This is a genomic window from Micromonospora costi, assembly GCF_003626655.1.
Taxonomy (GTDB): Bacteria; Actinomycetota; Actinomycetes; order Mycobacteriales; family Micromonosporaceae; genus Micromonospora; species Micromonospora costi.
Genome location: NZ_RBAN01000005.1, coordinates 227,313 through 245,750, shown reverse-complemented (window position 1 = coordinate 245,750; position 18,438 = coordinate 227,313). Strand labels below are relative to the sequence as shown.

General features: G+C 74.6%; 16 protein-coding genes. 5 read left to right on the top strand and 11 right to left on the bottom strand.

Going from position 1 to position 18,438, the window contains the following annotated elements; translation table 11 throughout:
- Nucleotide 1: 1 nt before the first annotated feature.
- The 11 genes from D7193_RS26750 to coxB form a co-directional block, all read right to left on the bottom strand.
- Nucleotides 2-3,091 (bottom strand): FAD-binding and (Fe-S)-binding domain-containing protein, encoded by a 3,090-nt coding sequence (locus D7193_RS26750; protein WP_120782385.1) that lies wholly within the window; start codon nucleotides 3,089-3,091, stop codon nucleotides 2-4.
- The gene (locus D7193_RS26745) at nucleotides 3,088-4,854 is read right to left on the bottom strand and encodes a thiamine pyrophosphate-dependent enzyme (protein ID WP_241563502.1); all 1,767 of its coding nucleotides are present in this window, start codon (nucleotides 4,852-4,854) and stop codon (nucleotides 3,088-3,090) included. The genes D7193_RS26750 and D7193_RS26745 overlap by 4 nt, the downstream gene beginning before the upstream one ends.
- A 170-nt stretch (nucleotides 4,855-5,024) precedes the next feature.
- A complete protein-coding gene (gene qcrB / locus D7193_RS26740; protein ID WP_206611996.1) occupies nucleotides 5,025-6,743 on the bottom strand; it encodes a cytochrome bc1 complex cytochrome b subunit in 1,719 nt (572 codons plus the stop codon).
- Nucleotides 6,740-7,609 carry a QcrA and Rieske domain-containing protein gene (locus tag D7193_RS26735; RefSeq protein WP_120782384.1) on the bottom strand — a complete coding sequence of 290 codons (870 nt, stop codon included), beginning with the start codon at nucleotides 7,607-7,609 and terminating at the stop codon, nucleotides 6,740-6,742. Before D7193_RS26735 ends, qcrB begins: the two co-directional genes overlap by 4 nt.
- Complete coding sequence (qcrC, locus tag D7193_RS26730; RefSeq protein ID WP_120782383.1) at nucleotides 7,606-8,451, bottom strand: cytochrome bc1 complex diheme cytochrome c subunit; 846 nt, start codon at nucleotides 8,449-8,451, stop codon at nucleotides 7,606-7,608. Before qcrC ends, D7193_RS26735 begins: the two co-directional genes overlap by 4 nt.
- Before the next feature lie 4 nt (nucleotides 8,452-8,455).
- Nucleotides 8,456-8,836, bottom strand: coding sequence for a c-type cytochrome (locus tag D7193_RS26725; protein WP_120782503.1), 381 nt, complete (start codon nucleotides 8,834-8,836; stop codon nucleotides 8,456-8,458).
- Nucleotides 8,833-9,726: a cytochrome c oxidase assembly protein gene (locus tag D7193_RS26720; RefSeq protein ID WP_120782382.1), complete on the bottom strand. Its 894-nt coding sequence runs from the start codon at nucleotides 9,724-9,726 to the stop codon at nucleotides 8,833-8,835. Before D7193_RS26720 ends, D7193_RS26725 begins: the two co-directional genes overlap by 4 nt.
- Nucleotides 9,714-10,115, bottom strand: coding sequence for a hypothetical protein (locus tag D7193_RS26715; RefSeq protein ID WP_120782381.1), 402 nt, complete (start codon nucleotides 10,113-10,115; stop codon nucleotides 9,714-9,716). Before D7193_RS26715 ends, D7193_RS26720 begins: the two co-directional genes overlap by 13 nt.
- Nucleotide 10,116: 1 nt before the next feature.
- Complete coding sequence (locus tag D7193_RS26710; protein WP_206611995.1) at nucleotides 10,117-10,740, bottom strand: cytochrome c oxidase subunit 3; 624 nt, start codon at nucleotides 10,738-10,740, stop codon at nucleotides 10,117-10,119.
- Entirely contained in the window at nucleotides 10,737-12,665 is a 1,929-nt protein-coding gene (gene ctaD / locus D7193_RS26705) for a cytochrome c oxidase subunit I (protein ID WP_120782380.1), read from the bottom strand. Before ctaD ends, D7193_RS26710 begins: the two co-directional genes overlap by 4 nt.
- Before the next feature lie 18 nt (nucleotides 12,666-12,683).
- Complete coding sequence (gene coxB / locus D7193_RS26700) at nucleotides 12,684-13,715, bottom strand: cytochrome c oxidase subunit II (RefSeq protein WP_120782379.1); 1,032 nt, start codon at nucleotides 13,713-13,715, stop codon at nucleotides 12,684-12,686.
- Between the two features lie 137 nt (nucleotides 13,716-13,852).
- On the opposite strand from coxB, the gene ccsA reads away from it, so the two are divergent.
- The 5 genes from ccsA to D7193_RS26675 are packed head-to-tail and all read left to right on the top strand — an operon-like array spanning nucleotide 13,853 to nucleotide 18,389.
- Nucleotides 13,853-14,611 (top strand): cytochrome c biogenesis protein CcsA, encoded by a 759-nt coding sequence (gene ccsA / locus D7193_RS26695; RefSeq protein WP_120782378.1) that lies wholly within the window; start codon nucleotides 13,853-13,855, stop codon nucleotides 14,609-14,611.
- Complete coding sequence (locus tag D7193_RS26690) at nucleotides 14,608-15,003, top strand: cytochrome c maturation protein CcmE (protein WP_120782377.1); 396 nt, start codon at nucleotides 14,608-14,610, stop codon at nucleotides 15,001-15,003. The genes ccsA and D7193_RS26690 overlap by 4 nt, the downstream gene beginning before the upstream one ends.
- The gene (locus tag D7193_RS26685; protein ID WP_120782376.1) at nucleotides 14,993-16,915 is read left to right on the top strand and encodes a heme lyase CcmF/NrfE family subunit; all 1,923 of its coding nucleotides are present in this window, start codon (nucleotides 14,993-14,995) and stop codon (nucleotides 16,913-16,915) included. The genes D7193_RS26690 and D7193_RS26685 overlap by 11 nt, the downstream gene beginning before the upstream one ends.
- Complete coding sequence (locus D7193_RS26680) at nucleotides 16,912-17,466, top strand: TlpA family protein disulfide reductase (RefSeq protein WP_158674870.1); 555 nt, start codon at nucleotides 16,912-16,914, stop codon at nucleotides 17,464-17,466. The genes D7193_RS26685 and D7193_RS26680 overlap by 4 nt, the downstream gene beginning before the upstream one ends.
- Complete coding sequence (locus D7193_RS26675) at nucleotides 17,463-18,389, top strand: cytochrome c-type biogenesis protein CcmH (protein WP_147434461.1); 927 nt, start codon at nucleotides 17,463-17,465, stop codon at nucleotides 18,387-18,389. The genes D7193_RS26680 and D7193_RS26675 overlap by 4 nt, the downstream gene beginning before the upstream one ends.
- The last annotated feature ends 49 nt before the right edge of the window (nucleotides 18,390-18,438 follow it).

Sequence of the window (18,438 nt, the reverse complement as noted above, 5' to 3'; positions counted from 1 at the left end):
GTCAACGCCCCCGGCGGGCGGCCCGCGCCGCGACGGCCGCCACCGGCCCCAGCACCGCGAGACCCGCCAGGCCGGCGGCGGCCCACCGCGCCGGGCGCGATGCCGGGCGCGGGCGTTCGGCCCAGCGGCCCTCGGGTCGGGGCGGGACGGACCCGCCGTGCAGACCGGCGCGGAGCAGCTCGGCCAGGTGCATCGCGGTCCGCCCGCCGGCCGCGCTCTGCTCGACCTGGGTCCGGCAGCTGAACCCGTCGGCGAGGAGCACGTCGGTGTCCGCGGCGGCCCGTACGGCCGGCAGGAGGACGCGCTCGGCGCAGGCCTCGGAGACCTCGTAGTGCCCCTGCTCGAAGCCGAAGTTGCCGGCCAGGCCGCAGCAGCCCGAGTCGAGGAACTCCGCCTGCACTCCGGCCGCGGCGAGGACCGCCGCGTCGGCGGCGGTGTCGAGGATGGCGTGCTGGTGGCAGTGGGTCTGGATCAGCGCGTGTGCCGACAGCCGGGGCGGCTGCCAGCCGGGGGTGTGCTCGTGCAGCAGCTCCGCGAGGGTGACGGTCTGCTGCTGCAGCCGGCGGATGTCGTCGTCGCCGGGGAACAGCTCGTGGGCGTCGCTGCGGAACACCGCCGTGCAGCTGGGTTCCAGGCCAAGCACCGGGGTGCCGGCGCGCAGGTACGGGCGCAGCACGTCCAGCGTGCGGCGCAGCGCCCGCTTGGCGACGCCGAGCTGGCCGGTGGAGATCCAGGTCAGTCCGCAGCAGACCGGGCCGGCGGGAACCCGTACGTGCCAGCCGGCGGCCTCCAGGACCTCGACCGCGGCCCGCGCGATCCCGGGGTGGAACCGGTTGGTGAAGGTGTCGGGCCAGAGCAGGACGTCGCCCCGGGACCCGTCGCCACCGGGGCTGCGGCGGGCGAACCACTGCTGGAACGACTCGGCGGCGAAGGCCGGGAGCGTACGTCGCTGGTCGACCCCGCCGAGCAGCTTGGCGAGCCGGTCCAGCCCGGGCGCCTGGGCCACGGCGTTGACCACCTGGGGCGCGAGGCCGGCGCCGACGGCGAGCAGGGGCAGCCAGCCCATCGAGTAGTGGGCGCGGGGGCGGATCCGGCCGGCGTAGTGGTGGGAGAGGAATTCCGCCTTGTACGTCGCCATGTCCACGTTCACCGGACAGTCGGCCTTGCAGCCCTTGCAGGCGAGGCAGAGGTCCAGGGCGTTCCGCACGGCGGTGGAACGCCAGCCGTCGGCGATGGTGCCTCCACGTGCCGTGCCGTCGAGCATCTCGAACAGCAACCGGGCGCGCCCGCGCGTCGAGTGTTCCTCCTCGCGGGTGACCATGTAGGACGGGCACATCACCTCGCCGTGCGGGCGGCGGCACTTGCCCACACCGACGCAGCGGAGCACGGCCTCGCCGAAGCTGCCGCCGTCGTCGGGGTAGGCGAAGACCGTCTTCACGCCGCCGTGGTTGTAGTCGACGCCGAGCCGGAGGTTGCCGTCCAGCGGGTACGGCGGCATCACCTTGCCGGGGTTCATCCGGTCGTCCGGGTCGAAGATCGCCTTGAACTGGCCGAAGGCGCGCACGAGCCGGTCGCCGTACATCTTCGCCAGCAACTCGCCGCGGGCCTGGCCGTCGCCGTGCTCGCCGGAGAACGAGCCGCCGTAGGCGACGACCAGGTCGGCGGCGCGTTCGAGGAAGGACCGGAACTGCCGGACGCCCTCGGCGGTACGCAGCCGGAAGGGGATCCGGCTGTGCACGCAGCCCTGCCCGAAGTGCCCGTAGACCGAGGCCTGGTCGAGGTCGTACTCGTGGTAGAGGCGACCGAGGTCGCGCAGGTAGTCACCGAGCCGGTCCGGTGCGACGGCGGAGTCCTCCCAGCCGGGCCAGGTGTTCTCCCCGCCCGGCACGTGCGCGGTCGCACCGAGCCCCGACTCACGGACCTTCCACATCCGCTGCTCGGCATCCGGATCGGCGAACTCGTGCACGGTGGGCCCGCCGTCGCGGCGCACCTCGGCGATCAGCCAGTCCGCCGCCGCCCTGGCCCGCTCCGGCGTCTCGCCGCCGAGCTGGACCATCAGCCAGGCGCCGCCTCTGGGCAGCTCGTGCAGCGCCTGCGGGTGCAGGCCCTTGCGCTGCTCGAAGTTGATCAGCTTGTCGTCGATGCCTTCGAGCGCGATCGGCTGGTGTCGCAGGACGCGCGGCACGTCGTCCGCGGCGGCGGCGATGTCCGGGTAGCTGAGGAAGACGAGCGACTGGGCCGGCACCACGGGCACCAGCTTCAGCCGGGCCCGCAGGATGGTGACCAGGGTTCCCTCGGAGCCGACGAGCGCCTGCCCGACGTGGAAGTTCTTCTCCGGCAGGAGGCTGTCGAGGTTGTAGCCGGAGACCCGGCGCGGGATCCGCGGGTAGCGGCCGCGGATGTCGGCGAGGTACTCGTCGCGCAGCGCCCGCAACTGCCGGTAGATCTCGGCACGCCGGCCACCCTGGCGCTGGATCTCGACGTACTGCGCGTCATCGGTCTCCCCCACCCACATGCGGGTGCCGTCGTAGAGCAGCACCTCCAGCTCGACGATGTTGTCGACGACCTTGCCGGTGCGCTGGGCGGTGGCGCCGCAGGAGTTGTTGCCGAGCATGCCGCCGAGGGTGCAGTGGTCGTGGGTGGCCGGTTTGGGACCGTACTGGAGGCCGGTCGGGGCGAGCAGCTCGTTGAGCGTGTCGAGCACGATGCCGGGTTCGATCAGGCAGGTACGGGCGTCGGTGTCGACCTCCAGCAGCCGGTGGCAGTACTTCGACCAGTCGAGGACCACGGCGGTGTTGGTGCACTCGCCGGCCAGGCTGGTGCCACCGCCGCGGGACACCAGCGGCGCCCCGTGCCGGCGGCACGCCGCGACGGCCGCGACCGCGCCGTCCACCGTCCGGGGTACGACCACCCCGAGCGGGATCTGGCGGTAGTTGGAGGCGTCGGTGGAGTACGCGCCCCGGGAGCCGGCGTCGAAGCGGACCTCGCCGTCGACCTCCGCGCGCAGGTCGGCCACGAGCGCGGCCAGGTCGATGTCCGTGACCGGCGCGGGTGGCCGTACGACCGGTGGCGGCAGGAGGGTCCCGGTCATGACCGCAGCTCGTTGATCTTGTCGCGGGCCACGGTGGCCAGGGTGCTGAGCCGGTTGGGTTGACCACGCAGGAACGCCTCGGTGAAGTGCTTCGCCTGCTCGTAGCGGATCTTGCCGGGCATCGGCGGCTCGTTCGGGTTGACGTCGCAGTCCACGAGGGCCGGGCCGGGGTGTGCGAACGCCTGGCGGATGGCGTCGGGCAGCGCCTTCGGGTCGGCGATCTTCACACCGAACGCGCCGCACCCGCGCGCCCAGGCGCCGAAGTCGGCCTCGGGCTGCCGATGGCGGACGGCGTACTCCGGGTAGCCGAGGATGATCTGCTCCCAGAGGATCTGCCCGTACGAGTTGTTGTTGTTGACGATCACCTTGATGGGCAGGTCGTGCCGCACGGCGGTGAGGAACTCGGCCATCAGCATGGCGAACCCGCCGTCGCCCACGAACGCGATGACCTGCCGGCCGGGGTACGCGTGCTGCATGGCGATCGCGTACGGCAGGCCGGGCGCCATGGTGGCGAGGTTGCCGGAGAGGTAGTACTCGCGGTCGCCACGGATGGTCCAGTGCCGCGCCGACCAGGTGGCGATCGTGCCCGAGTCGCAGGTCAGGATGGCGTCGTCGGCGGCGGCCTGGTCGATGCACCCCATGAGGTACTGCGGGGCGATCGGGGTCCGGCTCGGGTCGCGCAGGCTCGCCATGTCCGACAGCCAGGAGTCGCGCGCCTTCTGGTACTTGGCGAGGAACGTGCGGTCGGTGCGCGCCCGCAGCAGCGGCAGCAGCTGCTGCAACGCGAGCCGCGCGTCTGCGGTGACGGGCGCGTCGACCGGCAGGCGCATGCCGATCAGGCTGGGGTCGACGTCGATCTGCACGACCCGCGCCTGGCCCGGCTTGGGCAGGTACATCGCGTACGGGAAGGAGGTGCCGACCATCAGGAGCGTGTCGCACTCCTCCATCAGCTCCTCGCTCGGCCGGGTGCCGAGCAGGCCGAGGCCGCCGGTGGTGAGCGGGTGGTCGTCGGGCACGACCATCTTGCCGGGCAGCGTCTTCACGACGGGGCTGGCCAGCGCCTCGGCCACGGCCAGCACCTCGGCCCGCGCGCCCCGGGCACCCACCCCGACCAGCGTGGCCACCTTGTTCCCGGCGTTGAGCACCTCCGCGGCCCGGTCCAGGTCGGCCGGGGCGGCCGGCACCGGCGGCTGCGACACCACGGTGCTGCTCGTCGGCGGCTCGCCGGGGCTCACATGCCGGTACGGGTCCTGGGTCGTGGCCGCCACCTGGAGGTCGTTGGGGAACGTCAGGTGCACCACTGTCCGCTTGGACAGGGCGTTGCGGATGGCGATGTCCAGAACGCCCGGCATCTGCTGCGGGTTGGTGACCATGAGGTTGTAGGCGGCCACGTCCTGGTAGAGGTGCGTGGTGTGCACCTCCTGCTGGTACTGCGAGCCGAGCACCGACGTCTCCTGCATGCCGGTGATCGCCAGCACCGGCACGTGGTCCAGCTTCGCGTCGTAGAGGCCGTTGAGCAGGTGGATGGCGCCCGGGCCGGAGGTGGCCGCGCAGACGCCCAGCCGGCCGGTGGCCTTGGCGTACCCGCTGGCCATGAACGCGGCCGCCTCCTCGTGGTGCACGAGGATGAACCGGAGCCTGTCGCGGTGCCGGCGGAAGCCCTCCATGAGGCCGTTGATGCCGTCGCCGGGCAGCCCGAACACGGTGTCCACGCCCCACTCGACCAGCCGGCGGGCGAGACACTCGCCAACGATCTCCTGCACGTCGTCCTCCTCGTTCCGATGTCGTTCCGCACCGATCCGCCTCGGCGGCCGCGCGAGCGCCGACCCGGACACCGTCCGCCACGGCGGACGGCCCGGCGGCTACCCGCTGCGGAGTGCTGCAAACCCACCGAAACGGTACGAAGCGGGGTGCGCTGGGCGCGGCCCGGTGGTCAGCGATCTGGCGCCGACGTGTCGGGCCCGTCGTCCCGCCGCCGGCGGTCACGCCGCTGGCGCAGCGCGGCGACGAGCAGCGACACGCCCAGGGCGCGGTCGCTCCACCGGCGCAGCGCGGTGCGGAGCCGTCCCGGTGCCGGGAGCGGCGGGCCGGGAACGACGACGCGGTCGACGCCGGGGTACGCGAGCCGGGCCGCGGAGGCCGCCTCCTCCTCGGACGACGCCGCCCGGTTGCCCGCCACGGCGAGACCGCCCGGCGCGTCCCGGTAGCGCCAGTGCCACACGTCGCCCTCCGGCCACATCTCGACGCGCTCGCCCGGGCGGTCCCGGGCGGGCCGCTCCGACGCGTCCTCCGGCGGTCGCCGTTCCGCGCCGTGCGCGGTCGCGAGGTCGGCACGGGTCAGGTCGCCCAGCCGCGCGGCGTCGCCGCGGCGCAGCGCGCGGGCCAGCAGGAACGCCAGCGTCCCGGTGAGCAGGGGAAGGACGAGCACCACGACGCGCAGCACCGAGAGCACGTCGTAGACCGGCACCCCCAGCAGCCGGGCGATGATGTCGTCGCCGGCCGCCACGACGAGCAGCCCGTAGAACGTGAGGGCCGCGACGCCGACGCCCATCCGGACCGGATGGTCGCGGGGGCGGTCCAGCAGGTGGTGCGGGCGGTGGTCCCGGCCGAAGATCCGTTCGAGGAACGGCCACGCGTACAACGCCAGGAACGTCACGCCGCCGACCACCACACCGGGCACGAACGGCGCCGGCACCCGGTACCCGCCGATGCGCACCTCCCAGGGCGGGAACAGCCGCAGCGCGCCGTCGCCCCACGCCACGTACCAGTCGGGCTGGGCCGGTGAGGTGGCCTGCGCGGGCGAGAACGGGCCGTAGAGCCAGACGGGGTTGATCTGCACGAGCCCGCCGAGCGCGAAGAGCACCGCGAGCACCCAGAGGAACAGCGCGAGTGAGCGGAGCGTGTAGCTGGGCCAGAGCCGGGAGCCGACCACGTTGTGCTCGGTGTGCCCCGGGCCGGGGAACTGGCTGTGCTTCTGCCGTACGACCATCGCCAGGTGCACGGCGACGAGGGCGACGAGGACGGCCGGCACCAGGAACACGTGCGTCACGAACAGCCGGGGGATCATCTCGGTGGAGGGGAACTCGCCGCCGAGGGCGAGGAACGCCAGCCACGACCCGACGACCGGGATCGACTCGACGACCGAGACGATGATCCGCAGGCCCAGGCCGGAGAGCAGGTCGTCGGGCATCGAGTAGCCGGTGAAGCCGTTGGCCAGGGCGAGGGTCAGCATGGTGACCCCGACCAGCCAGTTCAGCTCCCGGGGTTTGCGGAAGGCCCCGGTGAAGAAGATCCGGATCAGGTGGACGACGATCGCGGCCACGAACACCACGGCCGCCCAGTGGTGCGTCTGGCGGATCAGCAGGCCCGCCCGCACGTCCCAGCTGAGCCGGACCGTGGAGGCGTACGCGGCCGAGGTCGTGCTGCCGTCCAGCGGCGCGTACGAGCCCTGGTAGACGCGGTCAGCCGCGCTGGCCTCGAAGAAGAAGGTGAGGTAGACGCCGGTGAGGATGAGCGCGACGAGCGAGTAGAGGGCGATCTCGCCGAGCATGAACGACCAGTGGTCGGGGAAGACCTTCGCCAGCGCCCGCCGGGCGACCGGTGACAGCCGCAGGCGGTCGTCGAGCGCGCGGGCGAACCGGTCGACGATCACGGACGGCTCCAGAACCCGGCGCCGGGCGGCCGGGTGAAGTCACCCGTGGCGCGCAGAAAGCCGTCGGGTCCCACCTCGATCGGCAGGCCCGGCAGCGGCCGGGCCGCCGGACCGGCGACCGGACGGGCCGCGGCGAACAGGTCGAAGGACGACTGGTGGCAGGGGCAGAGCACCCGACCGGTCCCGTCGAGGTAGAGCCGGACCGGGCATCCGGCGTGGGTGCAGAGCAGCGAGTGGACGACCAACCCGTCGAGGTGACCGGCGGCGGGCGGCCGCGTGAAGCGCTCGGGTTGCAGCCGGACCGCGAAGGCGGGCGCGTCGGCGGCGTCGACGTGGCCCTCCGGGAACACCCCGACCGTCGTCCCGGGGGGAATGTCCGAGGGACGCAGCGGTCGCCCCTCCGAGGTGACCAGCCGGACTCCCGCCCGCCACGGCGTGTGCCGGAGCGCCCCGAGGGGGCGGGTGCGGTCCCAGGGCAGCAGGGAGCGCAGCGGGAACAGGGCCGCGACCCCCAGCGCGGCCAGCGCGAGGGTGAGCGCCCCGAGCAGGCCGCGGCGGCGGGTCGGGCTGTCCGGGGCGGTGAGCACGGCGGCGGTCATCGCCTGCTCGGCCGGCGGCGGGGTGAACCCCTCGTGCTCCTCGACGTACCCGCCGACCGGCACCAGCCGCTTGCCCCAGATCGCGAGCCCGGTCGCCAGGCCGGCGAACGCGACCGCGAGGCAGACACCCTCCCACTGCGTCTGCCCACCGAGGCCGTACGTCACCGCGAAGCCGACGGCGCCGGCGGCACTGGCCAGGAAGGACAGCACGATCCGCCGGTTCACACCGGGCGGGGCGGGCGCCAGCGGCGGTCTGCGGCGGCTCACTCCCCCGCCCTCCGGCCAAGCCACCGGGCCGCCGCGACGAGCAGCCCCACGGTAGCGATCCAGGCGACCACGCCCTCGGCGAGGGGGCCGAGCCGGCCGAGCGGGTTCCCGCCCCGGTCCAACCGCTCGCTCTGCAACCGCCGCACGTACGTGGTGAGGTCGTCCACCTGCTGGTCGCTGAGCAGTTGGCTGGGGAACGCCGGCATCAGCCCGGGGCCGACCCGCACCGCCTCGGCGATCTGCACGGCGGTCGCCTCGTACAGGGGCGGCGCGTCCCGGCCGTTGGTGAGCGCGGCGCCCGCGCCGGTCGCCCCGTGGCACGGCGCGCAGTTGGCCGCGAAGATCTCCCGCCCGGCCGGGAGGTCACCGTGGGCGACCCGGGGGATCTGCGGGCCGCCGCCGCCGAAGCTCGCCACGTGGTCGACCAGGGAGGCGATCTCGTCGGCCGAGAACACCGGTTCGCGGCGGCGTGGCTGCGACTGCTCGTGCGCGAGGGGCATGCGCCCGGTGCCCACCTGGAAGTCCACGGACGCGGGTCCCACACCGACCAGCGACGGGCCGCGTTGGCTGCCCTGGCCCTGCTCGCCGTGGCAGCTCGCGCACTGCTGCCGGAACAGCTCCTCGCCCCGCTCCGACCCCGCGGGTACCGGCGCGGACGTCCCCGCCGTGGACGCCGGCGCAGACGTCCCCGCCGCGGGTGCCGGCGCGGACGTCGCGGCTGGATCGGGCGCGGGTCGGGCGGCCAGTGCCGCGGGCCCGGTGGCGAGCACCAGGGCCGCGCCGACGGCGAGGACCCGGCGGGGTGTGGGCCAGCCCGCCGCCGTCCTCGCTGCCTGCCGCATGACGTCAGTCCAGGGTGTAGAGGTAGGCGGCGATGTCCTGGGCGTCGATCGCGCTGACGCCGAGGTCGGGCATGGCGGTACCCGGCTCGACGGCCTGCGGGTCGGCGATCCAGTGCTGGAGGTTGTCGGCGTTGTTCACCAACTCCCCCGCGATGTACGAGCGGGCGCCGAACCGGGTCAACGGTGGGCCGACCAACCCGTCGGCGCGGTCGATGCCGGGGATGGTGTGGCAGGAGCCGCAGCCGTACTGCGCGATGAGGTCGGCGCCGCGGGCCGGTTGGCCGGCGCGGACCTCCGGCGGCGGGGGTGGGTCGGCGCGGTCGCAGGAGGCCACCGCCAGCACGGCCACCGGCAGGAGCAGGACGGGCCAGCGAGGTTTCCTCATCGCCACGCTCCCTCGGTCCGGCCCTCGGGCGCCGGTACGGCCGGTCGGGGCAGCCCCACCGTCTCCGGCTGCCGCCGTTGCAGGTGCAGCAGCCAGCGCAGGAACACGGTCAGCGTCGCGGCCAGGACGGCCACGTCCATGGGCGCCCACATCAGCAGGCCCGCGAGCTGCTGGTCGGCGAGCGGGTCGGGCCCGAGCACACCGGACGGGTAGATCGGCTGCGGCGCGAAGGTGAGCACGGCGCCCAGCGCGGAGGCCGGCAGCATCGTCGCGGCCAGCAGCAGCACGGCGGCGGGGGCGGGCAGCCGATGCCGGGACGCGCCGAGCACCGGCGCCCACAGCAGCCACGACCCGGCGACGAAGCAGGCGTGCTCCAGCGCGTGCACGGCCGGCCGTTCGAGGGCCACCACGTAGGGCGCCGGCAGGTGCCACACCCACAGCACCAGCGTCTGCGCGGCGCCGGCCAGCAGGGCGGTGGTCGCCGGCCGGCGCAGGGCACGGGTCGCGGGAGCCGACCGGAGCCGGGCCAGCCGTCGCCGCAGCCGCACCGGGCAGGCGAGGCTGAGCGGCAAGCCCGCCGCGCCGGCCGCGAGCAGCGGACCGGCCACCAGCAGCAGGACCATGTGCTGGGTCATGTGGCCGGCGAAGGACCGCTGAGCCGTCGCGGCCAGCGGCCCGGCGTCGGCGGCGAGGACGACCAGCACTCCGGTGCCGAACGCGGCGACCCGCCAGCCCGGCAGGACCGCGCCGGCCCCGCGGCGGGCCCACAGCTCGTGCACGCCGCGCCCGTAGCCCGCGGCGAGGAGGGCCACGGTCAGGGCGAGCAGGATCGTGAGCAGCCCCGCCTCGACGGACCCGCCCGCGTCGGCGGCCCGGGTCACCGCTGGCATGGCGGGAACACCAGCAGGGCGACGCCGCCCAGCACGATGATGGTCAGGAACAGCACGTTCGACCAGAGCCCGACCAGGGCCAGCAGCCGGGTGCGGCCGAGGGCTCCCTCCGCGATACCGTCCGGCCTGGTCCGGGCGGTCCGTCGCCAGGCGAACGCGGCGGCGAGCAGCGCGCCGGCGGTGGCCAGCGCGGGCAGGACGACGGCGAGCGCCACGACCAGACGCAGGGGCACCGCCCCGATGCGGTCCGAGCCGCCGGCGCAGGTCAGCTCGTCCACGCCCCAGGCGACGAACAGGTGGACGGCCCAGGCGATCGCGCCGCCGAGGACCGCGTACCAGAGCAGCAGCCCGCCGGCGAGGCGGGTACGGGGGCCGGGCTGGGCGCTCATGTCACAGCCTCGGGGAGAGGTAGATGGTGAACAGGATGGCCGCCCACACCAGGTCGACGAAGTGCCAGTAGATGGCGGCGTTGCGCACCCGGTCGTGGCGGCGCGCGCCGAAACTGCCGCCGCGCAGGGACGCCGCGAGCAGCCAGCTCACCATGGCGAGCCCGACGAGCACGTGCAGGCCGTGGAACCCGGTGATGACGAAGAACAGTGAGCCGTACGCGTTGGTGGTGATGGTGAACTCGTGGAGCAGTTCGTCGTACTCGGTGCCCTGCAGGGCGAGGAAGCTCGCCCCGAGCAGCAGGGTCGCGGCGAGGCCGATCCGCAGCCGCCACCGTCGGCCGCGGCGGATGCCGCGTTCCGCCCAGATCATGGGCAGGCTGCTGGGCAGCAGGATCGCGGTCATCACCAGCGGGCGCAGCAGCTTGGGCTGCTCGATGCCGCCGGGCGGCCATTCGCCGCCGTGCTGGAAACGCAGGTAGAAGTAGCTGCCGAGCAGGCAGGAGAAGAGCGTCGCCTCGGTGGCGACGAACATGACCATCCCCCACCACCCGGTGGACCGGCCGACCGGCAGTTCGGTGGTCAGGGCCTCCGTGGTGGTGGCGGCCGCGAGGTCGGGCGCTCTCACGACACCACCCCCAGCTCTTCCTCGGGACGGCGCGGCGGCCAGAGCCACACGGCGATCGTCACGGCGCCCGCCAGCAGCGCCGCCAACGCGACCGGGTACCAGGCGAACAGCAGGGCCGTGAAGAAGACCAGCAGGGCCAGGGCGAGCAGCAGCGGTTGCAGCGACGCCTCCGGCATCTCCACCACGCGTTCCCGCCGGCCGTCGAGCTCGCTGGTCAGCAGCGTGCGACGCCCGTCGGTGAGGGTCCGGTCGGCCGTGGCGTCGTCGCCCATCGAGGCGCGGCTCGCCTCGTCCCAGGTGGGGTGCAGGCTGTGCACCTGCGGCAGGACGGGAAAGTTGTACGGCTTCGGCGGTGAGTCGGTGGCCCACTCCAGGGTGTCGCCGCCCCATGGGTCGGGCGGCGCCGGCCGGCCGCGCCGGATCGCGTGGACCACCCCGATCAGCACGAGCAGGAGGCCGGCCGCGAGGACGTACGACCCGATGGTGCTCACGAGGTTCCAGACGTCCCACCCCGGTTCGCTCCGGTAGGTGTAGACGCGCCGCGGCATGCCGAACAGCCCGTAGAGGTGCATGGGGAAGAAGGTGACCTGCATGCCGGTGAAGACCAGGGCGAACGCCCACCGGCCGAGCCCCTCGTGGTACATCCGCCCGGTGATCTTCGGCAGCCAGTAGTAGATGGCGGCGAGGATCGGGAAGACGGCCCCGCCGATGAGCACGTAGTGGAAGTGCGCGACCACGAAGTACGAGTCGGTGACCTGCTGGTCGAACGCGGTCAGCGCGAACATGGCGCCGGTGAACCCGCCGAGCACGAAGGTCACGATGAACCCGATGAGGAACAGCAGCGGCACCCGGACGACCAGCCGGCCGAGGACCATGGTGGCCAGCCAGGCGAAGATCTGGATTCCGGAGGGGATCGTGATCACGGTGCTGGCGGCGCTGAAGAAGCTGTAGGAGAGGTGCGGCAACCCCGTGGCGAACATGTGGTGCACCCAGACGCCGAAGGAGATGATCGCGATGGAGACGATGGCGAGCACGACGAGGACGTAGCCGACCACGCCGCGGCGGGTGAAGGCGGGCAGCACCGCCGAGACGATGCCGAGCGCCGGCATGACGATGATGTAGACGTCCGGGTGGCCGAAGATCCAGAAGAGGTGCTGCCAGAGCAGAACGTTGCCGGCGGCGTCCGGGTCGAAGAAGTGGGTGTCGAACCGGCGGTCGAGGAACAGCATCGCGTTGTCGAGGTTCAGCGCGGGCAGGGCGAAGATCACCATGAAGGCCGTCACGACGATCGCCCAGACGAACAGCGGGACGCGGTTGAGCGACATGCCGGGCGCGCGCAGCTTGAGGGCGGTGACAATGAAGTTGATGGAGCCGGCGGTGGTGGCGATGCCGAGGAACAGCAGCCCCAGGGCGTAGACGTCCATGTGCAGCCCGGGAGTGTTCACGTCATCGGTCAACGGCACGTAGGCGAACCACCCGGCGTTGGGTGCCGCGCCGAAGGGCAGGCTGGCCCACATGAACAGCCCCGCGAAGAGGAAGACCCAGTAGCCGAGGGCGTTCAGCTTGGGGAATGCCATGTCCCGCGAGCCGATCATCAGCGGGACCAGGTAGTTGCCGAAGCCGAACAGCATCGGGGTGGAGAACAGGAAGATCATCGCCGTGCCGTGCATGGTGAACAGCTGGTTGTACTCCTGCGGGGAGAGCAGGTTCGACTCGGGCCGGGCGAGCTGGGTGCGCATGGCCAGGGCGCTGATCCCGGCCAGGACGAAGAACAGGGAGGCGGTCACCAGGTAGCGGCGGCCGATCCGCTTGTGGTCGACGGTGCTGAACCACGAGCGGATCGAGGGCCGTTCCCCCCAGTGCTCGTCGAGCCGGGCCAGGTCCTCCTGGCTGGCACCGGGTGCCGGCGCGGTCGTCGTGGACACGTCCCTCCTCCCCCCGCGCTACGTCAGCGACCGGAGATAGGCGATGAGATCGGGCAGCCGTTCCGCGTCGACCGGCTGCGGCGGCATGTAACTGCCCGGCTTGACGGTCTGCGGGTTCGCGATCCAGCCGCCCAGGTGCCCGGCGTCGTTCGGGACGGCGCCCGCGCCGATGCTCCACCGTGAACCGACGTCGGACAGGTCGGGTCCGACCCGGGCGTCGGCACCGGTGCCGCGGATCGCATGGCAGCCGGCGCAGGTGCCCTGGACGAACGCCTGCTGCCCGCGCCGCTCGGCGTCGGTCTGCGGCTGGCGGGCCGGGGACCCGAGGCGGGCGAGCCACGCCTCGAACTGCGGGCGCGGCTCGGCGACCACCTGGAACGCCATGTGGGCGTGCTGGGTGCCGCAGTACTCCGCGCACTGGCCGCGGTAGCGGCCCGGCCGCTCGGCGTGCAGCCAGGTCTCGCGTACCTCGCCGGCGATCAGGTCGGTCTTGGGCATCAGCTGCGGGACCCAGAAGCTGTGCAGCACGTCCGCGGTGCGCAGCCGCACCCGCACCCGCTCCCCCACCGGGATGTGCAGTTCGTTCGCGGTGGCGCCGTCCACGCCGGGGACCCGTACCTCCCACCACCACTTGTGGCCGGTGACCTCGACGGTGGGAGCGTCCCGCCCGGGGGCGGCGCCGAGCGCGGCCAGGTCGCGTAGCCCGAGGGCGTAGACCACCACGAGGATCACGAGCGGCACGCCGGCGCCCGCGACCGCGACGAACCGCAGCGGTTGGCCGTGCCGCACCCGCGTGTCGTGCCGCCGCCGGAACACCAGCGCCCAGACCAGCAGCGCCATGACCTCGGCGAAGACGGCCATGGAGATCCAGAAGAGGACCCACCACAGGCCGGCGATGCGGATGGCGCCGGCGCCCGCGGGATTCAGCGCCGACGGCGAGTCGCCCGCGCAGGCGGCGAGCGGCAGCGCCCCGGCAAGGGTCGCCGCCGCGACGGCGTGCCGGACGGGCCGGCGTCGCCGCGCGTACGCAGGGTCGCGTGTCTCGTTCACCGGCACCGACCCTAGAGCCCGCGGCGGCCCTCTTACCCCTTATCTGCGCGAATGGACTATCGGAAGCATTTGTCCGGAATAGAGTCGGCACTCAGGGACTGCCGGGGGAAGCGCGTGCCCGCGCGGACAGGGAGATCATGCGAACGACCACCGTGGACCTTGCCGCCGACACCCGGGCCGGAGCGGCCGGCCGGCGGACGATCGCCTGGACGGCCGGCGGTCTGACCGGCGCGGCCGCCCTCGCCGGCGGCCTCCTGGCACCGCCCGACGCGGCGCAGGGCCCGGCGCAACGCATCATGTACGTGCACGTGCCGGCCGCCTGGGTGGCCTACCTCGCGTTCGCCGTCGTGCTCGCCTCCAGCGTGGCGTACCTGGTCGGCGGCGACCTGCGCTGGGACCGCTTCGCGCGGGCCGGCGCCGAGATCGGCGTGATCCTCACCGCGGTCGCGATCGCCACCGGCGCCTACTGGGGGCACCTGGTCTGGGGCACCTGGTGGGCCTGGGACCCCCGGCTCGTCAGCACCGCGCTGCTGCTGCTCACGTACACCGGGTATCTGGCGCTTCGGCGGGCGGTGTCCGAGCGGACCGGCGCCCGCGACGGCGCGGACCGGGCGGTGGCCCGGCCCGCCGCGGTGGTCGGCGTGGCCGGCTTCCTGCTGGTCCCGGTGGTGCACTTCTCCGTCGTCTGGTGGCGCTCGCTGCACCAGCAGGCCACGATGCTGGCCCCGGAGCGTCCGCCCATCGACCCCCGGATGGGCCTCGCGCTGCTGCTCGCGGCGGCGGCCGTGAGCGTCGCGGCGCTCTGCGTCCTGCTGCACCGGGTGGTCCGGCTGGAGCGCCGGCACACGGCCGCGCCCACGGAACGGGCCCGCCGCACCGCGGCCGGCGTCGGATGATCCGGCGTCCCGCCCGGCTCGCCCTGGTCGCCGTGCTGCTCGCGGCCGGCGGCCTGCTGGTGGCCGGGGCCCTGCGCGGCACCCTCACCTACTACCGGACGCCGGGAGAGGTGCTGGCCGACCCGGGCGCGGCGCGGGAACGGGTCCGGGTCGGGGGCGAGGTCGTACCCGGCTCGGTGCGCCGCGAGGGTGACCTCGTGGTGTTCCGACTCGCCGAGGCGGGACACGAGATCCTGGTGCGGCAGCGCGGCGTACCACCCGAGACGTTCCGTGAGGGCGAGGGCGCGGTCGTCGAGGGCAGCCTGGCCGCCGACGGAGTGTTCCGCGCCGACCATCTGGTGGTCCGGCACGGCAACGAGTACGGCCCCACGGAGCCACCGGATGCTGGGTGACCTGGGCACCGCCACCCTGGCGGCCGGTCTGCTCGGCGCCACGCTCGCCGCGCTGCTCTGGCTGCGGGTGGCGCTGCTGGCCGCGCCCGCCCGGCCCGCCCGGGCGGCCACCACGCTGACGGTGCTGGCCGCCGCCGCGGCGTGCGCGGTGCTGGAGACCGCCCTGCTGCGGCACGACTTCAGCGTCCGCTACGTGGCCGAGAACGGCGGCCGGCACGTCTCCGTGCCCGACACCGTGACCAGCCTCTGGTCCGCCCTCGACGGGTCGCTGCTGCTGTGGTCGCTGGTGCTCTGCGGGTACGCGGCGCTGCTGGCCCGCCGGCGCCACCCACCCCGGCTGCACGCCTACGCGATGGCGGTCGTCAGCGTGGTGGCGACGTTCTTCTTCGCCCTGTCGGCGCTCGCGGCGAACCCGTTCCGGGACGTGCACCCGGTGCCGATCGACGGCCCCGGGCCGAACCCGCTGCTCCAGCAGCACCCGGCGATGGCGGTGCACCCGCCGCTGCTGTACGCGGGCTATCTCGGTCTCGTCGTGCCGTTCGCCCTCGCGCTGGCCGCACCGCTGGCCGGCGACCAGGGGCGAGGGTGGCTGCGCCTGGCCCGCCCGTGGACGCTCGCGGCCTGGACGGCGCTGACCGCCGGCATCGGCCTGGGCGCGTGGTGGTCGTACGCGGTGCTGGGCTGGGGCGGCTACTGGGTGTGGGACCCGGTGGAGAACGCCTCGCTGCTGCCCTGGCTGACCGCGACCGCGTTCCTGCACACCGCGCGGGTCGGGGGCACCCGGCACGCCCGCTGGAACGCCGTCCTCGCCTGCGCCAGCTTCGTGCTGGTCCTGCTCGGCACGTTCCTCACCCGCTCCGGCGCGATCGCCAGCGTGCACGCGTTCACCGAGTCCCCGCTCGGGCCGCTGCTGCTCGGTCTCGTGCTGCTGGCCGTCCTGGCCGCGACGCTGCTCGCCGGCCGGCGGGACGTGGCGCCGGCGGAGACGCCCGCTCCCCCGCTGCTCTCCCGCGCCACCGCCGTGCTGGTCAACGGCGTCCTGCTGGTGACCATCGCCGCGACGGTGCTGATCGGCACCGTCGCACCGCTGCTCACCGAGCCGTTGACGGGCGAGCGGGTGAGCGTCGGCCCCGGTTACTACCACCGGACCGCGGTACCGCTCGCGGTCGCCGTGCTCCTGCTCGCCGGGGTGGCGCCGGCCCTGCGCCGGGCCGGCGACCGGGCGGGGGTGCGGCGCCTGCTCGTGCCCGCGGCGGCGGCCCTCGCGACGGTGGCGGCGGTGGGCCTGTCCAGCCGGCCCGGGTTGCCGGCGCTGACCGCGTTCGGCGCGGCGGCCTTCACCCTGACCGGTCTCGCGGCAGAACTGGGGTCGGCGCCGCGCCGGCGGCTCCGCGCCGTCCGGCTCGCCGCCGTGCTCGCCCACGCCGGTCTGGCCCTCGTCGCGGTCGGGGTCGCCGGCTCCTCAGCGTACGGGCAGGTGACCGAGCGGACCGTGCGGGTCGGGGAGACGCTACGGGTGGCCGACGTGTCCGCCCGGCTGGTCAGCGTGGACCGGTCGACCACCGGCGGGCGGATGGTGGTGCGCGCCCGGCTGGCCGTGACCGGTGACGGGACGTCCCGGACGGTGACGCCCGGCCTCTGGTACGACCCCGCCCGGGACACCGCCGTGACCGTTCCCCGCATCGACACCGGCCCGTGGCGCGACACGTACCTCACCCTGCTCGCGGTCGCCGCCGACGGCGGCTCGGCGACCGTCCGGCTGGCGGTGAACCCGCTGGTCGGCGTGCTCTGGTGCGGCGGCGCGCTGATGGCGGCCGGCGGGCTGCTGGCGTTCGGCGGCAGCCTACGGCGACGCCGGCGGGGGCCGGCACCGCCCGCGAGGCCCGCGACGCGGGTGGAGGTCGCGGCGTGACGGCCGGCCCGGCCCGCCGCCTACCGGCGGGACGCCTCACGGCCCTCCTGCTCGTCGTGACGGTCGGCGGCCTCCTGGCCGCGGGCCTGCGCGCCGGACCCGAGCCGTCGCCGGCGGCCGGCGACCCGACGCCCGTCCCCGCTCCGGCGCTGGCCGGCGCGACCCTCGACGGCGGGCGGTTCGACCTCGCCGGGGCGCGCGGTCAGGTGGTCCTCGTGAACGTCTTCGCCTCCTGGTGCGGGCCCTGCCGGGACGAGTTGCCGCTGCTCGCCGAGGCCGCACGCCGCTGGTCCCCACGCGGGCTGCGGATCGTCGGCCTGAACCTGCGCGACGGGCCCGAGGCCGTACGGGCCCTGCTCGCCGAGACCGGCGTCGCGGACCTGACCGTGCTGCCCGACCCGGACGGCATCCGGGCCGTCGCGTGGGGCGTACGCGGCGTGCCGGAGACCTTCGTGGTGGACCGGGACGGTCGGATCGTCGCCCGCCGGCAGGGGGTCGTCGACCGGGCGTGGCTGGACCGCTGGGTGGCGCCGCGGCTGGCGGCGCCATGAGCCCGCGGCGGTCCCTCCGGCTGCTCGTGGTCGCGGCGCTGCTCGCCGCGGCGGCCGTAGGGCTGCTCCGCTCGTCCTCGTCCGGCCCCGACACTGACCCCGTGCGGACGGTCGCGGGCGGGCTCCGCTGCCCGGCCTGCCAGGGCGAGTCGGTGGCCGACTCGGCGTCGCCGATCGCGGCGGCGATGCGACAGTCGGTGGCCGAGCAGCTCGCCCAGGGACGCAGCCCGGCCGAGATCCGCCGCTGGTTCGTCGAGCGGTACGGCACGGACGTGCTCGCCGACCCGCCCGCCCGGGGCGTGTCGCTGCTGCTGTGGGCCGTACCGGCGCTGGCGCTGCTCGCTGCGGGCGCCGCCGCCCTGCGCACACTGCGGCCACGACGGCCGGAGGAGGCGGCGGGACGGGCCGGACCGGTCGCACGCCGCCGGACCCCGGGGTCGGCCGCGCCCCCGACGCCGCGTGGCCCCACGGCTCGACGCCTCTGGTGGGTGTCGTCGGCCGGTGTGACCCTGCTGGTGGTCGCGGTGGCCGTGGCCGCCGGCCAGACGGGCCGCCCGGCACCGGCGGCGCCGCCCGCGGACCCCGTGGCGGTCACCCTCCAACTGGCCCGTGACCTCGAAGGACAGCAGCGGTACGACGCCGCCGCCGCGCTCTACCGGGAGGCGCTGCGGGACCGGCCGGACGACGGGATCCAGCTCCGGCTCGCGTTCGCCCTGCTCCGCGCGGACGACGCGGCCGGCGCGGAGCGGGCCGTCCGCGAGGTGCTCGCCCGGTCCCCCGAATCACCCGACGGCCTGCTCGTGCTCGGCCTCGCGCAACGCCGCACCCGTCCGGCGGAGGCACCCTCGACGCTGCGCCGGTTCCTCACGCTGGCGCCGCACCATCCGGCCGCCGCGGAGATCCGTCGGCTGCTCGATTCGTGAGACGCGCGGGGTCGGGCGGGCGGCGCGACCGCGCCGCCAGGAACCCGAC